14 protein-coding genes are annotated in these 20,467 nt (G+C 65.3%); 11 read left to right on the top strand and 3 right to left on the bottom strand.

The window, feature by feature from the left end; genetic code table 11:
* Nucleotides 1–122: 122 nt before the first annotated feature.
* Together ACPXY0_RS03780 and ACPXY0_RS03775 are read right to left on the bottom strand one after the other, a co-directional pair.
* Nucleotides 123–1,258 (bottom strand): IS630 family transposase gene (locus tag ACPXY0_RS03780; RefSeq protein ID WP_423928624.1). Its coding sequence is split into 2 segments (ribosomal slippage): nucleotides 123–826 and nucleotides 826–1,258, totalling 1,137 coding nucleotides; the frame shifts between segments, so codons are not numbered across the junction.
* Nucleotides 1,259–1,315: 57 nt separating this feature from the next.
* Nucleotides 1,316–2,239: a tyrosine-type recombinase/integrase gene (locus ACPXY0_RS03775; protein WP_423928622.1), complete on the bottom strand. Its 924-nt coding sequence runs from the start codon at nucleotides 2,237–2,239 to the stop codon at nucleotides 1,316–1,318.
* Between the two features lie 356 nt (nucleotides 2,240–2,595).
* Between ACPXY0_RS03775 and ACPXY0_RS03770 the strand changes: the two genes are divergently transcribed.
* Genes ACPXY0_RS03770 through ACPXY0_RS03755 form a run of 4 tightly spaced genes read left to right on the top strand, consistent with a single transcriptional unit; the run spans nucleotide 2,596 to nucleotide 6,889 of the window.
* The gene (locus tag ACPXY0_RS03770) at nucleotides 2,596–3,429 is read left to right on the top strand and encodes an AAA family ATPase (protein ID WP_423928620.1); all 834 of its coding nucleotides are present in this window, start codon (nucleotides 2,596–2,598) and stop codon (nucleotides 3,427–3,429) included.
* Complete coding sequence (locus ACPXY0_RS03765; RefSeq protein ID WP_423928618.1) at nucleotides 3,429–3,833, top strand: hypothetical protein; 405 nt, start codon at nucleotides 3,429–3,431, stop codon at nucleotides 3,831–3,833. Before ACPXY0_RS03770 ends, ACPXY0_RS03765 begins: the two co-directional genes overlap by 1 nt.
* 13 nt (nucleotides 3,834–3,846) lie before the next feature.
* Nucleotides 3,847–6,333, top strand: coding sequence for a hypothetical protein (locus tag ACPXY0_RS03760; RefSeq protein WP_423928616.1), 2,487 nt, complete (start codon nucleotides 3,847–3,849; stop codon nucleotides 6,331–6,333).
* A complete protein-coding gene (locus ACPXY0_RS03755; RefSeq protein WP_423928614.1) occupies nucleotides 6,320–6,889 on the top strand; it encodes a restriction endonuclease in 570 nt (189 codons plus the stop codon). The genes ACPXY0_RS03760 and ACPXY0_RS03755 overlap by 14 nt, the downstream gene beginning before the upstream one ends.
* A gap of 50 nt (nucleotides 6,890–6,939) precedes the next feature.
* Here the strand turns inward: ACPXY0_RS03755 and ACPXY0_RS03750 are convergent, their stop codons facing one another.
* Nucleotides 6,940–7,374: a hypothetical protein gene (locus ACPXY0_RS03750; protein WP_423928612.1), complete on the bottom strand. Its 435-nt coding sequence runs from the start codon at nucleotides 7,372–7,374 to the stop codon at nucleotides 6,940–6,942.
* 777 nt (nucleotides 7,375–8,151) lie between these two features.
* Here ACPXY0_RS03750 and ACPXY0_RS03745 point away from each other — a divergent pair.
* The 7 genes from ACPXY0_RS03745 to ACPXY0_RS03715 all read left to right on the top strand — a co-directional run bounded on the left by ACPXY0_RS03745 (nucleotide 8,152) and on the right by ACPXY0_RS03715 (nucleotide 20,347).
* Nucleotides 8,152–8,631 (top strand): (2Fe-2S)-binding protein, encoded by a 480-nt coding sequence (locus ACPXY0_RS03745; protein WP_423928610.1) that lies wholly within the window; start codon nucleotides 8,152–8,154, stop codon nucleotides 8,629–8,631.
* Complete coding sequence (locus ACPXY0_RS03740) at nucleotides 8,628–10,868, top strand: molybdopterin cofactor-binding domain-containing protein (RefSeq protein ID WP_423928608.1); 2,241 nt, start codon at nucleotides 8,628–8,630, stop codon at nucleotides 10,866–10,868. The genes ACPXY0_RS03745 and ACPXY0_RS03740 overlap by 4 nt, the downstream gene beginning before the upstream one ends.
* 306 nt (nucleotides 10,869–11,174) lie before the next feature.
* Nucleotides 11,175–12,908, top strand: a complete 1,734-nt coding sequence (locus tag ACPXY0_RS03735; protein WP_423928606.1) for a restriction endonuclease — start codon at nucleotides 11,175–11,177, stop codon at nucleotides 12,906–12,908.
* 74 nt (nucleotides 12,909–12,982) lie between these two features.
* Nucleotides 12,983–13,858 carry a hypothetical protein gene (locus ACPXY0_RS03730; protein WP_423928604.1) on the top strand — a complete coding sequence of 292 codons (876 nt, stop codon included), beginning with the start codon at nucleotides 12,983–12,985 and terminating at the stop codon, nucleotides 13,856–13,858.
* A 93-nt stretch (nucleotides 13,859–13,951) separates the two neighbouring features.
* Nucleotides 13,952–15,205 (top strand): DUF6361 family protein, encoded by a 1,254-nt coding sequence (locus tag ACPXY0_RS03725; protein ID WP_423928602.1) that lies wholly within the window; start codon nucleotides 13,952–13,954, stop codon nucleotides 15,203–15,205.
* Nucleotides 15,189–17,096: a phospholipase D family protein gene (locus tag ACPXY0_RS03720; protein WP_423928600.1), complete on the top strand. Its 1,908-nt coding sequence runs from the start codon at nucleotides 15,189–15,191 to the stop codon at nucleotides 17,094–17,096. Before ACPXY0_RS03725 ends, ACPXY0_RS03720 begins: the two co-directional genes overlap by 17 nt.
* Complete coding sequence (locus ACPXY0_RS03715) at nucleotides 17,093–20,347, top strand: helicase-related protein (RefSeq protein WP_423928598.1); 3,255 nt, start codon at nucleotides 17,093–17,095, stop codon at nucleotides 20,345–20,347. Before ACPXY0_RS03720 ends, ACPXY0_RS03715 begins: the two co-directional genes overlap by 4 nt.
* Nucleotides 20,348–20,467 lie beyond the last annotated feature (120 nt).

The following is a 20,467-nucleotide window of genomic DNA, read 5'->3' as shown; positions in this document are numbered from 1 at the left end:
CTCACAGGAAATCTTGGTTTTGACCTACTTATCGTGAATGCGACGGAACGGAACGGTTACCCATGGATCACTCTGACCGCCTCGCGGGTGACCTATTCTGGCGTTGGATTACTAGTGTCATGTCACACATCAAACGTCGGATAGAGGCGCTTGAGCTTGACACGTGCGTCGTCCGTGGTGAATCGCCAGTTGACCTTGGCTTGGATTCGGTCTCTGGCCGCCTGCCAGGCGGCGACTTCGGCGCGTAGGGTGTCGATGGAGTCGATGCGGCGATTGAGGCACTGGCGGATCATGACGTTGAGTTCGACCTCGGCGACATTCAGCCAACTGCCGTGCTTGGGGGTATGGACGAACTCGAAGCGATCCCAAAGCGCCTTGGCCTCGGCGGGTTCGAAGGTTTCGTGGAGCGCGCCGGGGCGGTGCGTGTTGAGGTTGTCCATCACCAGCGTGATTCGGGTGGCGCCGGGGTACTGCGCGGCGATGTCGCGCAGGAAGCGGGCCCAGTCGGTTTTGGTCCTGCGCTCGGTCACCTTGGTCTGGCGCCGGCCGGCCAGTGGTTCGGTGGCCATGAACACGTTGCAGGTGCCGAGGCGCCGGTACTCGTAGTCTTCGCGGGCCGCCCGTCCCGGTGCCGGCGGGACGGGCGTGCGCGTCTCGCCGATCAGCTGGCGCGGCGTCTCGTCCATGCACACCACCGGTAAGTTCGCATCGTACGGACGCCGGTAGACGTCGAGCACCCGCTCCATCCCCGCTGCGAAGTCGGCATTGCGCCGCGGCGGGATCACCCAGCCGACGCGCCGCCACGGTTTGATGGCGTTTTTTTTAGCACCCGCCGCACCGTCTCGTGCGAGACGCTGTCGATATAGCCGAGTTCCACCGCGCGGTCCGCCAACAGGCGCAGCGACCACCGCGCGCGCCCCTCGGGCGGATCGCCGCAACTGAGCGCGACCAGCCGCGCCTCGAATTCGCCGTCCGCCTTGCGAAGGTACTTCGCGCGAGGACCCCGCCGGCCCCCAAGCGCCGCTTCCAGACCGTCCTCCACAAACCGCTTCTTGACCCGGTCCACCCTGCGCGCGCTGATCCGCGACACCCCGGCGATCTCCCCGCCGGTCGTGCGCCGCTCGTTGAACTCGCCCTCGTCGCAATTGAGCAGAACCAGCGCGTTGATCACCTTCCGCGAACGATGTGAACCCTTGCGTGTCATCGCCGCCAACGCCTCGCGCTCCCCCGCTTCCAACTCCACCAAATACCGTTTCATGCCAGCCTCCTCGCCATTGTGGACCGGCAAGAAGTCTATCACGCTCCTTACGACATATCACGCGTGACATGACACTAGCCCCCGCGCTTCCTTGAGAATCTCCAACGCCCGACCACTGAGCGGGACGCGGTGCTCCCGGTTCCCCTTCGTGCGTGGGGCTGGGAGGGTCCACACCGCCTCACCCCGGTCGATCTCCGTCCACACGGCTCCATAAACCTCGCGGGAGCGCGTCGCCGTCAGCACAAGGAACTCGAAGGCCAGCTTCACAATGGGCCGTCCGCTGGACGCCCGAACCGTCCGGATCGCCGACGCCACCTCGCCGTGCGGCAACGCCCGCAGGTGTTGTGTGCGATTCGCCTGGGCTCCAAGCACGGGACCGACCCGATCGCAGGGGTTGTCGGGCCGAAGGTCCATCGCCACCGCCCACTCCATGACCGCGCGCATGCGCTGGCGCAGCTTTCTCGCCAGGGCCGCCTTTTCATGCCAGATCGGGGCCAGGATCCCGATCACGTCGGCGCTGGTCACCTCCGAGACCGGCATCTCGCCGATGCGGGGGAAGACGTGGCGCTCCAGGCTGTTCAGCCAGACCTGCGCGTGCCGCGTGGAGCGCCAGCCCGGGCGCAACTGCTTCCAGACCCTTTGGGCCGTCTCGGCGAAGGAGGGCATCGCCTCGGCCCGCCGGTTCTCGGTCAGGGGATCGCCGCCCTCACGGGCCAGCTTCCGGTTCGCGAACGCCTTCTCTCGCGCTTCCTTCAGCGAGACCAGCGGATATCCGCCGAGCCCCAGTTCGGTGCGGCGACCGCGGATCGTGATCCGCTGGATCCAGCCCCGGCTCCCGGTGGGCCGGACATCGAGATAGAGGCCGTTGCCGTCGCAGTACCGTCCGGCCTCGCGTACGTTGCGGACGAAGGCGGGCGAGAGCGCGTTCTGGGGATGCCGGCCGTGCGGCTTGCGTTTCGGAGGTCGGTTCGAGAGCGACATACCTACCAATATACCCGCCACGACGTGCTGGATGCAAGCGAATGAAGTCAGTCGGCTTGGGACGAGGCCGTTGTCCTTATCTCGCGATAAGGCAACACATTCAAGTCATTTGTGGACGTTATGGGACTCAGGTGCACGACACGGGTAGTTTGTAAAATACAGCCCCGCGGGAACGTCCAGCGGCGAGATCGCGGACCGGAGCACCGGCCATAGCTCGACTCCACTCGCAGGACCGGACAAAATGTCAACGTATTCGTTGACAACAGATCCGTTGACGTGTAACTCTTGTGTACTGTTCCCGACGAGTTCCCTGACGGAATTCGCGGGCTCGATACCTCTAGATCCAAGGAGAGGCAATGAAATCATCTACCGGCCGCTGGGTCAGCGGTGACGACTTCCATGACCGGGCAGAAGAGCTGGCACTGCTTGAATCGCGAGTCCGCGACGGCAATCACATGGTCCTTACCGGCCAGCGCCGCATGGGCAAGACCAGCGTCCTGCGTGAACTTGGGGACCGGCTGACGAAGGAGGGATGGGTCTTTCTGTTCGCTGACGTTGAGGGCGCCACGACCGAAGAAGATGTGATCGCCAGCCTTGCCGAGGCCGTCCATACGATCCGTCCAATCGCGCGTCTCGTCAGTCCCATTGGCATGAGGCGCTGGTTCCGCGACCGATTCCGGAGCATCGACAGGATCAGCGCAAAAGAGTTCGCACTTCATTTCCGTTCCGGGTTGAATCCAGGGACCTGGCGGCGCCACGGAGAAAGCCTCATCAGACTCTGCGCCAAGCACGACAAGCCGGTTCTGATTGTGATTGACGAGATGCCGATATTCCTGGTCAGGTTGCTCAGCTATGAGGATGGCGTTCGTCGCACGGACGAGTTCCTGAGCTGGCTGCGGGCCGTCTTCCAGACTGTCGACGGAAGCTCTCCGGTACTGATCGTGTCCGGCAGCATCGGGCTCGCTCCCCTGGTCCAGCGGCTGGGCCTCTCAGATCGCATCAACTATCTGGATCCCATTCGTCTGCTCCCGTGGAGCCGTGAAGCCAGCATCGAGTGCTTCGAAACCCTCGCGAACAGCTACGGCTTGTCCATGGACGACGGCGTCGCGAGTGCGGTATACGAGCAGCTCGGTATCGGGATTCCGCAACACGTGCAGTCTTTTTTGCCCGCCTGCGCGAATACGCGATAATGGGGAACCTCGATAGGATCACGGTCGGGGATGTCGCCGAGGTGTACCGCACGGAACTTCTCGGACCGTCCGGACAGAATGACCTCGCCCACTACGAGACGCGGCTGCGCGAAGGCCTGGGAGATGAGGGTCGCTTCGGCCTCGCAATGGAGATCCTCGCCGAAGCGGCCACCCAGGAAGTGTTTTCGGCCGACGCGCGCCGGGCCTTGGAGAAACGGCACTCCAAGGTGAAGTCTGACACGCCGCGCCAAGTGACGGAGACACTCGATATCCTGGTCCACGACGGATACCTGGAACTGAGGGACGACGGCCACCGATTCGAATCGAACCTGGTGAGAGACTGGTGGGCGACACGCTTCCGTAACCACCACCGGCCCCTCACCATGGATACAGCGAACAACTGAGGGGATGACCTCGATGAGCGAAGCCCCACGGCCCACGATCCGCAAGTTCAACCCGGGTGTCTTCCAGTCCGACCAGGAAGTGCTGGATCAGTTCGTCGTCCGGAGTCGGGAGCTGGAAGCCGTGCTGGAGGTACTCCGCGGCAATATCGACGCGCCATCGTGTCAGCACACCCTTGTCGTCGCTCCTCGCGGCCGCGGCAAGACGATGCTGCTGGCCCGTGTCGCGGCTGAACTGCGTACCGACCCGAAGTTGCGGGCGGCTCTCGTACCCGTCCGCTTCATGGAGGAGAGTCTCGAAATCTTCACCATCGGAGACTTCTGGCTGGAAGCCCTCTCCTACCTGGCGAAGGAGTGCGCAGGTCGCCATCCCGAACTCTCGCGGGAGCTTGAGGGAGCGCACGCCGCTCTGGTGGGGGACTGGCGAGACAGCGGGATCGCCGACCGTGCCCGTGTCGCTTTGCTCGATGCGTCCGACAGGTTGGGCGCGAAGCTGGTGCTCATGGTCGAGAACCTGCAGGGACTGACCGAAGATGTGGACCGAGACTTCGGGTGGCAGCTTCGCCAATCCCTGCAAACGGATCCCGAGATCATGTTGCTCGGCACGGCGACCAGTCGATTCGAGGGGCTGGACGACGCCAAGGCGCCGTTCTTCGAACTCTTCCGAATCCTCAATCTGGACCCGCTGAATACCGAGGAATGTCAGCGGCTGTGGGAAGTCGTCAGCGGGGACTCCAGGGATGAGCGGGAGATTCGGGCCCTCGAGATCCTGACCGGCGGGAGCCCTCGTCTTCTGGTGATCGTCGCCGAGTTTGCCCGGCACCGGTCACTGCCGCAGATGATGGAAGAGTTGGTGACTTTGATCGACGATCATACCGAGTACTTCCGCGGGCACATCGAAGCACTCCCGAAGACCGAACGTCGCGTCTACCTGGCGGTGGCGGACCTCTGGCAGGCATCGAGTACGCGCGAGGTCTCCGACAGGGCTCGGTTGGACGTGCGCAAGACTTCGGCCTTGCTGGGCCGCCTCGTCGGGCGCGGCGCGGTTACGGTCGAAGGGAGCAAGAGTCGGCGGTATGCCGTTAGCGAGCCGCTCTACTGCATATACTACAAACTGAGGCGGCAGCGCGATGAGGTCGCCGTCGTGCGGGGACTGATTCGCTTCATGGTGGCGTTCTATGCCCGGAAAGAGTTGGCCTCGCTCTTCGGGGCCCTTATGGCCGATTTGGACAGGCTTCCCGCGTTATGGGAGGCGTTCCTCCCGGCGGCGCGCGGAGATGTCGACATCGGCGAGATCGCACCCGGCATGGCCGATGCGACGTACCGAAGGCTTCTCAGGCGGCACACGGGCGGCGACGATGCGGAGAGTAAGGCTCGGGTGGCCGCAGAATTGATCGATATCGGCGCCAAGCTGGGGCTAGCAGGCGAGCACGGGCCTTCGATGGAGTACAACGAAGCGGTGATCCGCCACTTCGAGTCCGTCCCGGAATGTCAGTTCTCAGTCGCCCAGGCGTTCTTCAACAAGGCGATGGCGAAGCAGTTAACGGGCGAAACACATGCGGCGCTGGCCGGTTTCGATGAAGTCGTGGAACGTTACGGACAATTGGATGTGCCGAACTTCGAGGCGGGCGTAGGCATGGCGTTGCTCAACAAGGGGGCCTTGCACGGTCGTCTGAACGATCCCGAGGCGGCCATCGGCGCCTACGACGAGTGCGTCCGGCGCTTTGGAGAAGCCGCCGATCCGGGGCTCCGACTGGCCGTGGCAATGTCACTTCTGAACAAAGGCTCCACGCTGGCTCCCGATGCGATGGACGCCGCACTTGCTACTTGGGATCACCTCATCGAAGCCTTTGTCGACGATGACTTGCCGGATGTTCAGGTCCAAATTGCCAGCGCCTTTGCGAAGAAGGCGGGGGCGGCGGTGTTGAGCGGTGCTGAAGAGGTCGCGATTTCGACGTGCGATGAGGTAGTGAGCCGCTACGGGTCCCAAGATCACGTTGGGGTTCAGTGCGAGATCGCGCTCGCCATGGAGTTCAAGGGGATGGCCCAGAACCAACTGGGCCGCCCCCGGGAAGCTCTCGACACCTGTGACTCTCTCGTCCGACGCTTCAGCGACATCATTGACCGACATGGCATTCCGATCAGATGGCGTGCGCTAGGCATCAGAACACATGCGCTGGTCCTCCAAGGCGACGAAACGGCGGCTCTTGGCGCCTTCAGGGAGATCTGCGAGAGACTTGATCCCGCCAGCGGGGCGATGATCCATAAGGTCGTCTGGGATATGATCTGGCTGATTTGCGCCGGGGCCACACCTGGCGAGTTCGCTGACGTGCTAACCGAGGTTGTGGAACCATCTCATTCGCTCCTTCCCCTCGTGGCCGCCCTTTGCAAACTTGCCGGGCGGCCGATGCGCGTACCGAACGAAGTGTCCAAGGTCGCTGACGACGTAATCCGGGAAATCGCCGCGCGGCAGCAATCCGAGACTGGAGATGAGGGGAGATAGCGAAGTGCTCAGAAGATCCGTCGAGATATCGCCAGAAGAATTCGAGCATGCAGCGCTCACGGTGCTGCAGGCCGCGTGGGCGGAGGGTTCTGAGAAAATAGCGTTTGAGCAGCGCGAACGCGTCGAGGGGGCGGGCGGAGAGTATGAGATCGACGGTGTACTGCGAATTCGCCGTTTCGGAGGGGCCGAGATCGTCGTTTTCGTGGAGTGTAAGCGACACGGGAGGAGACTCGGTCGGGACCACGTGATGGCCTTTGAGGCGAAGATTCGCGATTGCGGTGCGCATAAGGGCATCCTCATCGCTTCCAGCGGCTTTCAGAGTGGGGCCATTGAATTCGCCCAGAGCCGCGGAATCGCTACCGCAACGATCACCGATGGCAGGCTGAGCTATGAGACGTTTGGTCTCGGTCCGTCTCCAGCCCCTCCCTCAGCGGCCGGGTTCCCGAGATGGGAGATCTTTGTCCATTCCGTGACGGACCAGGGTGGGATCGGATGGTCGCTGGCCAACAAGGCACACCCAGACGACCTTCGCGAGTGGCTCTTGTCGGATACTTGAGTCACTGCCCTAATCGGTCGTTTTTCGCTGCGATCACGCGTCCCGGGAGGCTACTTGGTCCAGATCGCGACCGCACCGCACCTGAAGTCGGATCCGGAGAAACGGCCCGGGAACGAGGCGGGTCCCCGATACACCTCCACGCCGCCCACCTCGATCGGCAGCACCACGGAGTCGAGGTCGCGTACCGCCACCCTCATCCCGTCAACGAACACGTTTACCGCGCACCCCGACCTTCTGTTCACCAACCCGGAGCCGAGCATCGTGGGGTCCACGATGAACTGGGTCATGCGAGTCGGCCGCCAACGTTCCATGTAGTCCTCGGAGAAGAACTTCCCCAGCCCGAGTAGCTCACCCCAGTGCTTTCGTTCGTAGAAGCCCTTGATCTCCAGACGGCGCGACCTCTCCGCGATCGCCACGAGAGGCTCCATCTCCACGGGTTCCGGGACGAGCCCCACCTCCACCTCCGTGGTGATTCCGGGGCTCATGACGATGGGGTGGCGGAGAAGAGCGTAGCCGAGCCGTCGAACCTCCAGCTGGCGCTCCCCCCCGGGGGATTCCCTCGATCACGAACTGCCCCTGCCGGTTGCTCTCGACGACGCCGGGGCGGCCGACGACCGAGACCGCCGCCGTGGCCACCGGATCGTCCGTCATCGCGTCGTATATCCGGCCCAGCAGCCGCCCGGGCCGCGACATCGCGAAGACGACCCGGAGTTCAACCTCGTGGGTGCCCCCGCGTTCCAGGGCGACGGTCACCTCCCTGCTTCCATCCGACCCGACCTCCGCCCACAGGACGGCGCCCTCCGCGTCCCGCGGCGCGCATACGCCGTAGTGCCCGCCCTCGCCGCTCCTCCCCCGCGCCGGCCGCCGGCCCCCATCCGTCCATTGGACTGCAACCACGACGCCGGGCAGCGGAACGACGCCGGACTCGTCCATCACCGTGACCCGCAGCTCCGGACGCTCGCCGCACTCCCTCTCCTGCTCCTGCCCCGGGGCCGCGGCGGCGCCGACTCCCAGCTGAAGCGCCGCCAGAAGCGCGGCGGTTCGACCTCTGTGAAATGCCCCGTGCGAGATGGACATGTGTCCTCCGGGTTATTGCGCTTTCCGCCGGCCCCCTCCGGTGAAACGCGGCGACGCCGAGCCTCCCCCTCCCTCCTGACGACCCCACGTCGGCCCGCGTCACCCATCGCCGTGGTCGCGGCCCCTCATCCGGCGTACGTTTGAGGCAGTTCGACCGACCTCCCATGACCAACCCGGAGCGGCCCATGCCAACGACCTTCAACCTCAACGGGAAGGCCGTCTCCAGCGATGCGCCCGAGGATTCGATGCTCCTCTGGGTCCTGCGGGAACGCCTCGGAGTGACGGGGACGAAGTTCGGCTGCGGGCGCGGGGCCTGCGGGGCGTGCACGGTCCACCTGGACGGCGAGGCCGTGCGTTCGTGCCGCCTCCGGCTGTCGCGGGTCGAGGGACGGGACGTCACCACCATTGAAGGGCTCTCTCCGGACCGGTCCCACGCGCTGCAGCAGGCCTGGGTCGAGGAACAGGTTCCGCAGTGCGGCTACTGCCAGTCCGGCCAGCTCATGCAGGCGGCGAGCCTGCTGGCCGAGAACCCGTCGCCGACCCGCGAGGAGATCGTCAGCCACATGGACGGCGTTCTCTGCCGCTGCGGCACGTATGGCCGGATCATCCGCGCGATCCAGCGCGCTTCCGATGAAACCGCCGCAGCCGCCGGGAGGTCCGGATGAACGCGCGCGCCGACTTCTCGTCCCGCGAGCCCCGCGAGTCCCGCGAGGCGACCCAGTCCAGAAGGACGTTCCTCAAGCACACCGGCGGAGGCCTCTCCTTCGTGCTGGTGTTCGGTCCGGCCGGCGTCACGCTCGGGCGCCCGGTGGACGCCCACGCGACGGACGGCTTGCCCGGGGCGGACGGCCGGCCGGCGACGGAACACGCCTTCGGGGCCTGGGTCAGGATCGCGACGGACGGACAGGTCCTCATCTACAACCCGGCGGCGGAGATGGGTCAGGGCTCCATGACGGCCCTGCCCGTGATCCTCGCCGAGGAGATGGACGCGGACTGGGAGCGCGTCCGCATCGAGCAGTCGCCGGTCGAGCCCTCCGTCTACGGACGCAGCTGGGGCGGGCGCGGGTCCGGCGGGACGATGATGACGGTGGGCAGCATGGCGGTGCGCGGGTACTTCACGAACCTGCGGCTGGCCGGCGCGCAGATACGGCGCGTGCTGCTGGACAACGTCGCCCGCGAGTGGAGCGTGCCCGCCGGTGAACTGACGACCGAGCCCGGCGTGGTGGTGCACGCCTCGAGTGGTCGCCGCATCTCCTACGGCGAGGTCGCGGCCTTCGCGCGGGTGCCGTCCGAACTGCCCGAAGTCGGCGAGGCGGACCTCAAGTCTCCCGACGACTTCCGGCTCATCGGCCACTCGGTGCCGCGGCACGACATCCCCGCCAAGACCGATGGCAGCGCCCGCTACGGGATGGACGTGCGGGTGCCGGGGATGCTGTACGGGATGATCGTCCGCTCCCCCGTCCACGAGGGGCGTCCGGCGTCGTTCAACGAAGCCGAGGTCCGGGCGCAGCCGGGCGTCGTCGGTACCGTGACGCTGGACTACGGCGTCGGCGTGATCGGCGAGACCGTCGAGGCGGTGTTCGGCGCGCGCGACGTAATGAACATCGAGTGGGCCGGAGGCGCGGCCGCCGAAGGGTTCGACAGCGTGCCGGCGCTGGAGAGCTACGCCGAGATCGCCGGCCCGAGCGGGGCCCCGGGACGCACGATCTCCGAGAGCGGAGACGCGGACGCGGCCCTGGAGGGCGCGGCCCGCCGCTACGAAGCCGACTTCTACAACGACTACGCCTACCACGCCCAGATGGAGCCGCTCAACGCGGTCGCCGCCGTCAACGAAGCCGGTGACGGCGCGGAGGTGTGGGCCGGGACGCAGGCGGCGGACGGGGCCCGGTCGGCGGTCGCGAGCACCCTCGGCGTACCCGTGGAGCGGGTGACGTTTCACCCCTGTTACCTGGGCGGCGGCTTCGGGCGGCGCTCGATGTCGGACTACGTCGTCGAGGCCGTGCACCTGTCCAGGGCCGTCCGGCGCCCGGTGAAGCTGATCTGGACCCGCGAAGACGACGTGCAGTACGGGGCGTTCCGTCCGCAGTCCCTCCAGCGCATGACCGGCGGCGTGGATGCCGACGGCGACCTCACCGCGTGGACACACTGCGTGGTGGGCGACGGCGGCGGCCTGTTGTCATCGGGGATCCGGATTCCGTACTACGACATCCCGAATCAGCGGATCGAAAGCCGCGGGGTCCGTCACGGCGTGCGCACCAAGCACTGGCGGTCCGTCGGGCACGGCTCCAACAAGTTCGCCATCGAGGCCTTCATCGACGACATCGCCCGCGGCGAATCCATCGACCCCTACCAGTTCCGGCGCACGCTCCTGCGGGACGCGCCGCGCGCCGTGGCCGTACTCGACGAGGTCGCCGACATGGCCGGCTGGGGCGAGAGTCCGCCGAGTGGACGCGCGCGGGGGATCGCCTTCGCGGAACGAAGCGGATCGCTCGCGGCCGGCGTGGCCGAGATCTCGGTGGACGAGACCAGCGGCCGAATCCGCGTACACCGTTTCTGGTGCGCCGTCGACGGGGGCATCATCGTGCAGCCGGACAACGCCCGCGCGCAGATCGAGGGCGGCATCGTCACCGGACTCAGCAGCGCGCTGTTCGAGCGGGTCTCCGTCCGGAACGGCCGGGTCGAGCAGTCCAACTACCACGACTACTCGATCCTGCGCATGTCCGACATGCCCGAAATCGACGTGCGCTTCATCCCCTCCCGCGAACCCCCCATGGGCCTCGGCGAATCGGGTACGCCGCTCGCTGCCGGTGCGGTCGCGAACGCCTTCGCGGCCCTGACGGGACGGCCGCTTCGCCACATGCCGTTTTCGCCGGAGCGGGTGCTGGAGGCGCTGGAGGGGTGAACGCCGCGTACCACAGCTCCGAAGACGTTGTTCCCCGCCGTAGTCGTGGGCCGGCCGTTAGCGCACGATCGTCGTCGGCATGCGAGAAGCAGAAAGAATAGCTGCACCCTGGGCCCGAATCGTCCCCAGCGTGTTGGTGTTCTCCCTCAACGCCGTCTCGCCCCTCTTGCCGTCATGCGTTGCCGTTGCCATATCATGTCCCTTCGATACATCCGACGACGGTCGGGGCGTGGGGCGCCATCCACCCGACAGTTAGGTCAGTTCCGGGGCGTACGATTAGGAAACAAGCTCAAAACGGTGCAACTAATGTCCACAAAACAGATTCTGATTGAGCAATCGGTGTCCCCTACGGGCATCATCACGTACTCGACTGAGATCATGCATCGCGGCCTCGGCAAGCATCGTAGAATCAAGGATCGCGACCAATCCGTTGTCGTGATGCGAGCGCAGACGCAGCTAGAACAATGGGCTGCGCAATGGGCCAAGCAACAAGCTCGCGAGAAGGCTACACAGAAGAAAGAGAGGGCTCAAAAGCAAGCTGCGCTCCGAACGCAGATCGCTGCGAAGCGGTTGACGGGGATCGAAAACACTCTAAAGCATACATTGAGCCATGACGATACGGTGGACTGGGACAGTCTCAAGGATCACAGCGCATTCCCTGAACCCGGGCCATCCTTAAAGCCACCCCAAAAGCCCCTACCACGAGAACTGCCGCCGGAGCCTGATATGGGCTCGATGAAGTACCAGGCCAAGATATCGTTTTGGGACGCATTCAGTTCCAAGCGCTCGGCTCTTCGCAAGCAAGAAGCTCAGAATCTCTATACGGTTGATCAGAGGGCATGGCAGGACAAGTGCAGCAAGATCCAGCGTTTCAATGAGCACTTGCAGACCGACTACAAAGCGGCGGTTATACGCACCGAAAAGGATCATCGTCGTCGAGTGCGCGAATGGGAGGAAAGGCGGGCGCAATTTCGGTCGAAGCAGGGGGAGCAGAACAAGAAGATCAATCAGCGTCGCGCTGACTGGCAGGCTGGCAAACGGGCGGCGGTTGAGACCTACTGCGATATGGTGCTTTCCGGCTCGCAGTACGACGAATGCTGCCCTCGGGAGTTTGAGTTGGAGTACAGTGACGATAACGGCATCTTGATCGTAGATTATCAATTGCCTGCGCCGGACGCACTTCCTACGCTCATGGAAGTCAAGTACGTGATTTCTCGCAAGGAGTTTGTTGAGAAGCACCTGCCACAGACGAAACAACGCAAGCTCTACGACGACCTGCTCTATCAAATCTCTCTGCGCACGGTCCACGAATTGTTTGAAGCCGACACCGCAAGGTCTTTAGCTGCCGTCGTGTTCAACGGGTACGTCACGTCGATCGATAAGCGTACTGGTAAGAAGGCGACGGCATGCGTGCTATCCGTTCAGGCGGATCGTGAGGCCTTTGGGGAGATGGATCTCAAGCACGTTGATCCGAAGGCGTGCTTTCGAGCGCTCAGCGGCGTGGGCAGCGCGAAGCTGCACAGCATCACGCCGGTGGCACCACTTCAGACGTTGAGCCGAGATGACGCACGGTTCGTTGCGGATCAGGCCGTCGTGGAGGGGCTGGATGAAGGTGACAACCTGGCAGCGATGGATTGGGAGGACTTCGAGCATTTGATTCGCGAAGTCTTCGCGAAGGAGTTTTCCGGCGACGGAGGTGAGGTCAGAGTCACGCAGGCCAGCCGCGACGGCGGTGTTGACGCGATCGCATTCGACCCGGACCCAATCCGTGGTGGCAAAATTGTAATTCAGGCCAAGCGATATACGAACGTCGTAGGCGTCTCAGCCGTCCGCGACCTTTACGGCACGGTCATGAACGAGGGGGCCATGAAGGGCATTCTCGTGACGACATCAAACTACGGGCCGGACGCCCACAAGTTCGCGGCGGACAAACCGCTCACCCTGCTCGACGGAGGCCACCTGCTGCATATTCTGGACCGCCACGGCCACAAGGCCAAGATCGATCTGGCCGAGGCCAAGCTCCTGAATGATGGAAGCTGAACCCGAAGAGCTTGAAGCTGTCGCCCACACCTGCCTGATGCATAGCCAATTCCTCCGCGATCCGAGCGGCTAGGATGGCGGCCGGTTACGGCGATGGGCGCGTGACGATTGGTCATACCATGGTAGGCCGCGTGGCTGTAACCAACGTCACGGCCGTCCCTGCGCTAGGCCCGCGAATTCGCTTCGGGCTTTCCTGGACTCTCGGACATCTCATTCGTTCGCGAGAGGGGAATCGGCAGGACGAATATCACCTCATTGACTTCGGCGGCGAGTTACGGGTGGGGGCAGATGACCTCTTCGTCGGCCAGCTCGTGCGGGACGGATCGAGGCATCCGCTCCGCTCGCTCGGTTATGTGGATACCCAGGACGGCTCCGTCGCCCTCGACCTAGGCAGACATCGGCTGGAACGGCTCGAAGAGTGCCGGGCGGGCGGCGTTCCCACCATGAAGATGCAGCTTTGGCCACGCATCGAGATGGGCGGAGCGACGACCGACGCTCGAGTCGAGGAAATCCGCATCCAGATCCCACGGGACGATTGGGTCGCAGCTGTAGGCGCACTCACTGGCGACCAGATCGACCTTCTCGAGATCCGTTACCACCTCATGTACGCGGATCGTTACAGGTCCAGCATCGCGGTGCTCGGTCGCGCGCGAGACGCGGTGGACCGAGGCGATTTCGACGCCGCAGTCGTGCAGGCGCGAAAGGCCGTCTCCCTCATGGAGGAGTCCGTCAAGGCAGCGACTGGAGATGGTCTCAAAGCCGCGCTGACGGACAGGATCGACAAACGGCACGCGGACCTGTACGGAGGGATCGTCAAGCGCGCGAAGGACATGGGCAACATCACCGCGCACCGTGCCGAGGCTCGTGAGTACACCCGCGTTGAAGCCCTCTTCGCCATCCGTCTGGCGACGATCACACTCGAGGTCATAGCTGGGCTGCTGGCGGAGTGAAGAACGGGGATTCCAACATGAAGGCCGCCCGGACACGGTCTCCGGCAGGGGCCGGTTGTCGGGTCATGCCGTCCTAACACAAACGAAGGATCCATGGCTTCTACGCTGACTTGGCTGGACTACTCGGAGCGTGACCGGCGTCGCGCCCTCGACGTCATCGACCTGTTCCGGGAGACCGGGACGGTTGACGAGCTTGGGCTGGCGGGCGTTCGCAACAGCTTCTCGGATCTCTTTTTCCCCGGCACCAGCACGATCCAGACTCGGGCGTGCTACTTCCTGCTCGTGCCCTGGACGTTCCTGCGGCTTGAGCGCCTGAGGAAGCCGTCGAGCAAGGCCGCGGCGAGGGCTCGGCGGGCGGAACTCAACCTCAATAGCCGGATGCTGGCGGGCGACGACACACGGGGCGTGTTCGGGTCCCAAGCGGGGAGCGCGTTGAAGCGGCTTCCGAGCGAGGTCTATTGGGGCGGGCTTGGAAGCTGGGGGATCCGCACGTTCTCGGGCCACAAGTGGGCGTATTTCCGATCGCTTGACGGATTCTACCGGCGCGGAGCCCAGTTCCGGAGTACGCCTCGAGATCCGGAGGGGAGAAGCGCGCCGCCGGCGAACTGGCACCCTCACCTCCCCGCCCCTCCGTCGGGCTTCCCGTACGAGAACGTCTCGGTTGCACTGCGGCCACAGGACGCCGAGTACCTGCGAGAGAGGATCCAGGCTCGGCACCCCGAGAGCCTGTTGGCCGCGCTCGCAGGCCGCGCCAATCCGGAGGACCTCGACGCCGATCGACCGTGGCAACTCTCCCGGCTCAGCGAGATATCGCCGGTGCTACGTGAGCGGCTTCACGACGCCGAGTTGTTCGCCATCTGCATGCAGGGAGCGTCCCTGCTCTACAACCTCATGCTCTCCGAATTGCAGAAGCATGAGGAGCGCGTGGAGACCTACCGGAGCGAGCTGGAGACCTGGGCCGAAGACATCGAGGCCCTCGCATCAGCTCTGAAGGATTGGAAGCTGGACGGGGTGTGGAACGTGGTACGAGCAGAGGGCCGGTCGGTCGGTTATCCGACGCAGGCCTTCGTGACGCGCTGGATCGAGAGCCTGAAGACGGACGGGCCCGAAGCCGTCGTCGGCGACAACTCCGTAGCGCAGGCCCTGGTGCGGGAACGCGAGACCCAACTCAAACGCGGTCGCGCGCGGCTGACGAGCCCGCGGCACCTTGAGCTGTGGGGAGGACGATCCGGCACCGGGCGGATGAGCTATCGGTGGGGCGGGAGCCCGCAGACCGGAACCAGGATGCTCCTCAAGGACATCTTCGACGGGCTGGCGCGGAGCGAGAGTGATGCTGGGAACGCGTGAGCGGACGCTCCTCCTGGAGAGCCTGCGCCCGCCGCCCGGCTACCGCCTGCGCCGGGCGATAGGGACCAGCTACACGCTCGACCTGATCGCCCTCCTGACGGCCCCTCTCGCTTTCACCTTCTTCGACGCGCACGACGAGGACGGCGCGCCGGTGACCGATCCGGTTGCGCTGCTCGAAGCGCTGCGGCGGCACGCCGAGAACGTCACGCTTTTCTGCCAGGCTGGCGCGATCGCCGTGCCGAAACCGGAGCAGACGCTGCTGGCCTATCTGGAAGGCTCGGTCATCGAGGTGCAACCGCCCCGCGCGGAAGGGATCTTCCACCCCAAGCTGTGGGTGCTCGCCTTCGAGGCGGATGAGGCGCCGGCCATCTACCGCGTGCTGTGCCTCTCCCGCAACCTGACCTTCGCCCGGTCCTGGGATACCTGCCTCTCCCTCGAGGGACGGCTGATGGACCGGCAACGCGGCTACTCGAGGAACAAGCCGCTGGCAGATCTGCTCCTGGCACTTCCGGGGCTCACCACCCGTCCGATTCGAGCCGAGTTGCGCGAGGATCTCGAGCAGATGGCCTACGAGGTCCGAAGAGTGGATTTCCGACCGCCCGGGCCCTTCACCGACTTCCGCATCCACCCCTTCGGGCTATCGCGCAGGCGCGGCTGGCCGTTGCCCGCTGCCTCGCGGAGCCTCGTGATATCGCCGTACCTCGTCGGTTCCGTCGTTCAGAAGCTCGTGAAGGAGCATGGGCTCGACGTGCTGATCTCCAGGCCGGAGGCGTTCGAGGAAGTCATCCGCAGTTCGGGGCGCGAGGCTCTCCCCAAGACGTGTTACGTGCTGTCCCCGGGAGCCGACCTTGACGCCCGCGAGGCGCAGGAGGAAGAGGGAGAGGAGGAGCCGAGCAGATCGCCGCCCGTTGACGACCAAGTCGAACTCGCGGGCCTCCACGCCAAGCTGTTCCTGTTCGAGAACGGCCGAGAGGCGCGGCTGTTCACGGGTTCGGCGAACGCGACGGCCGCGGCCTTCGGGCTCAACGTGGAAGTGCTGGTCGAACTCGTCGGGCGGAAGACGGACTGCGGCATCGCCTCGCTGCTCGGCTCCGAAGACCACCCGCGGCTCGAAACCCTTCGATCGCTCCTCCAGGAGTACACGCCTCCCAGCCACCTGGGACCCGAGAACGGCCCCAAGAAGGAACTCGAGAGAAGGGCCGAGTGGATGGCTCGCCTCCTTGGGGCCGCTCGCCTGACGGCGACCGTCCGCGACGTGGACGCGGAGCAGCGCTGGGACATCACGTTGTCGGGAGAACTTCCCCAGATAACTGGCGGAGCGGTGGTAACGGTATGGCCGGCCACGCTCTCCCCGGAGGCTGCCCAGCCAATCATGGGCCCCGCCACGGACCAAGGTGAGTCGGGCGGCCTGGCCGACGGGATCGCCACCTTCAGAGGGATGTCTTTCGAGGCGCTGACCGGGTTCTTCGCCTTCGAGGTCTCCCTGCGGGAAGGATCGCACGCGGTGCGGCAGCGGTTCGCGGTCACGGCCGAGTTGGTCGGGGTGCCCGAGAACCGGAAGGAACGCCTGCTGCGTTCGTTGTTGAAAGATCGCCGTCGCGTGCTCAGGCTCCTGCTCCTGATTCTGATGGATGAGGGGGCCGATGTGTCGGCATTCGTGGGGGTGGCGGGCGATGAGGACGCAGCGTCCCTGGGGTTCGGGGGATGGCAGGAGGCGGCCCTGCTGGAGGCGCTCCTGCGGAGCCTGAGTCGCAGTCCCGACCGCATCGACGAGGCCGCCCGGCTCATCACCGACCTCGCGAAGACACCGGAGGGGAGGGATCTCCTGCCGGACGGCTTGAACGAGATATGGGAACCGGTGTGGCAGGCACGGAAGGCTGTCGAATCATGAGCCGACGGGAAGCGGGCGAGCGCCCGGACACCAACGCCGTCCTCAAAGGCCTCAAGGGCTTCCAGCGAGACACCGTGGAGTATGCCTTCGAGCGACTCTACACGGCCCCCGACTCGACCCGCCGCTTCCTGGTCGCCGACGAGGTCGGTCTCGGGAAGACGCTCGTGGCCCGCGGCGTGATCGCGAAGGCACTCGATCACCTGTGGGACGGGCCTCACAGGGTCGAACAGATCGACGTCGTCTACATCTGCTCCAACGCCCAGATCGCCCGACAGAATGTTCGCCGGCTTCAGATCGGTGACAGCCGCTTCGTCCGCGCCGACCGGTTGACGTTGCTGCCCCGAGAGATCCGGGACCTGCGCGGGAACCGCGTGAACTACCTCGCGCTCACGCCCGGAACCTCGTTCGACCTGAGGAGCAGCATGGGACGCCGGGACGAGCGGGTCCTCCTCTATCACCTCCTGCAGCGGGTCTGGCCGGATCCACGCGCAGGGCCCATGAACCTGTTCCAGGGGTACGTGAGGAACACGAAACACTTCCGCTGGGAGCTCAAGGAGTTCAAGCGCTGGCAGCATATCGACGTGGAACTCGCGGAGGCGTTCAAGCTCCGCGTCCACGAGGAGGGCGAGGGTCTCCGGGAGCGTTATCTGGACCTCTGCAAGCGATTCCGGCGGTCCAGGAAGCGGATCCCGGGCGGCGATCGCTGGAGGCAGGCCAAATTCATCGGCCGGCTGCGTTCGCTGCTGGCCGAGGTCTGCGTTACGGCGCTGGAGCCCGACCTCGTGATTCTCGACGAATTCCAGCGCTTCAAGGACCTCCTGGACGGAGAGGATGCGACTGCGCAGTTGGCAAGACGACTGTTCACGTATGCCAATCCCGAGGAGAACTCGGAGGTTCGTCTCCTGCTGCTTTCGGCGACGCCGTACAAGATGTACACACTGCACCACGAGAGCGCCGAGGACGATCACTACCGTGACTTCCTGCGGACCGTCGAGTTCCTCGACCCCAGGCTAAGGGAAAGCGGCACGCTCCGGCGGCTCCTGGACGAGTACCGGCAGGCGATGTACCGAATCGAGTCCGGGACGGAGGCGCTCGTGCGGATCAAGGGAGCGATCGAGGCCCAACTCCGCCGCGTCATGTCGCGTACTGAGCGACTGCGGGCCTCCGCGGACGCCCAGGGGATGATGCGCCAGGTACCGAGCGCGGGACTGCAACTCACCGCGGACGACGTAGGGGACTTCCTGGCTCTGGAGAAGATCGGCCGCGAAGTGAGACAGCCGCAGGTCCTCGAGTACTGGAAATCGGCTCCGTACCTGCTGAGCTTCATGGACGACTACAAGCTGAAGACCGAGGTCGTCGCGGGGCTGGACACGCCGTCGGAGAACGGGCTCGCGAAGCTCCTGACCGACAGCGGGCGGGCGTTCCTTCCGTGGGAAGATGTCGAGGCCTACGCGAGGCTCGACCCGGCCAACGCCCGTCTGCGCAGTCTCCTCGCGTGGATGGAGCGCGGCGAGGCGTGGAAGCTCCTCTGGCTACCCCCTGCACTTCCGTACTACGCCGAGTCCGGTCCGTGGAAGGCGGCGCGCGAGCAGCAGCTCTCCAAGCGCCTGATCTTCTCGACCTGGACGGTCGTTCCCAAGGCGGTCGCGAGCATGGTGAGCTATGACGTGGAACGCCGGATCTTCCAGCGTTTCGACGACTCGATCCGCAACACGCCCGAGGAGCGCAGGAAACGCCGTCCCCTGCTTCGCTTCGCGTACTCGAACGAGAGGCTTACGGGCATGCCCGTGCTCGGAATCCTCTACCCGAGTCCGAGCCTGGTGGAGTTGGGCGATCCCGTTCCGATACCAGAGGGCGAGGCGACTCTGGCTGACGCGGTTGGCCGCGCCCGAGCGCGACTCGAACCGCTGCTGGACAGACTCACGGAGCCGTATCTCGACGCCGAGCGCGAGGACGAGAGTTGGTACTGGGCGGCCCCGATCCTCCTCGATCTCGAGAGGTACGGCGAGTCGACGAAGGAATGGTTCGGTCGCCGGGACCTTCCGAGGGTCTGGAACGGAGCGCAGGAGGATGAAGACGAGGGCTCCCGGTGGGTGGACCACGTCAAGGAAGCGAAGAAGCTCGTTGACGCAGGGGTCGACGCAGTCGTTCGCGGATCGTTGGACCTCGGGCGACCCCCCGAGGATCTCGCGGAGGCTCTTGCCAGGAGAGCCGTAGCCGGCCCAGCGACGAGCGCGCTCAGGGCCCTCACACGTACCTCGGGCTCGGAAACCTGGGCGGCCACCGGGGCCCGTGACGCGGCCGCCCGCATCGCGTGGGGCTTCCGGACGCTGTTCAACCTCCCGGAGGCGATGGCGCTCATCCGAGGCGAGCGGCCCGGGGATGAGACGCCCTACTGGCGACAGGTGGTGGACTACTGTGCGGAGGGCAACCTGCAGGCCGTGCTGGACGAGTACGTCCACACGCTACGGGATCTCGAGGGTCTGTTCGCAGCCGAAGACGAGGAGGCCTGGGAAAGGCTAGCCTTGGCGGTGGCGGGCGCGCTGTCGCTTCGCACGGGTGCGCCGCGCGTGGATGAGCTCCGATCCGCCGACGATACCGTGCGCATCGAGCACCGCCGGCTGCGCAACCACTTCGCCATGCGCTTCGGCGCCCAGGAGCGCGACGATGGCAAGGCGGGGGCGCGCGAGGGACAGGTGCGGCGGGCCTTCAACTCCCCCTTCTGGCCCTTCGTCCTCGTGTCCACCTCCGTCGGCCAGGAGGGGCTGGACTTCCACGCCTACTGCCACGCGGTCATGCACTGGAACCTGCCGTCGAACCCCGTCGACCTCGAGCAGCGCGAAGGCCGCGTGGACCGCTACAAGGGCCACGCCGTGCGCAAGAACGTCGCGGCGAAGCACAGGGCCGAGGTACTCTCCGACGGCTCGAAGGACGTGTGGCACGCGCTGTTCGAAGCCGCCCGGGAGCAGTCAGCGGACGGGGGTGGGCTCGTGCCGTACTGGCTCTTTCCGCTCGAGGACGGCGCGTACATCGAGCGGCACGTGCCGGCGCTTCCGCTTAGCCGCGACGCGTCGCAACTCGAGGCGCTCAAGCGGTCCCTCGCCGTCTACCGGATGGTGTTCGGGCAGCCGCGACAGGACGATCTGATGACCTTTCTCTTGGACCGCTGCAGCCCCGAGACGCTCCGAGAGATTGAGCCGTCTCTGCGGATCGATCTATCTCCAGGTCGTGGACGACGGCCGAACATCTGAGGCGGTGACTCAAGCCCGCCCAGCCCGGCTGCCACTCAGGGAAGGCACCGCCGACGCTGATTCTCCGCTTGCCGAGGCTCCCAAGCCGCGCGACGTTGAGCCGAGCCGTACGTAGGGACG

Origin of the sequence: Candidatus Palauibacter sp. (assembly GCF_965237495.1) — a bacterium.
Classification (GTDB): Bacteria; Gemmatimonadota; Gemmatimonadetes; order Palauibacterales; family Palauibacteraceae; genus Palauibacter.
This window is presented reverse-complemented; position numbering and strand designations above follow the sequence as displayed.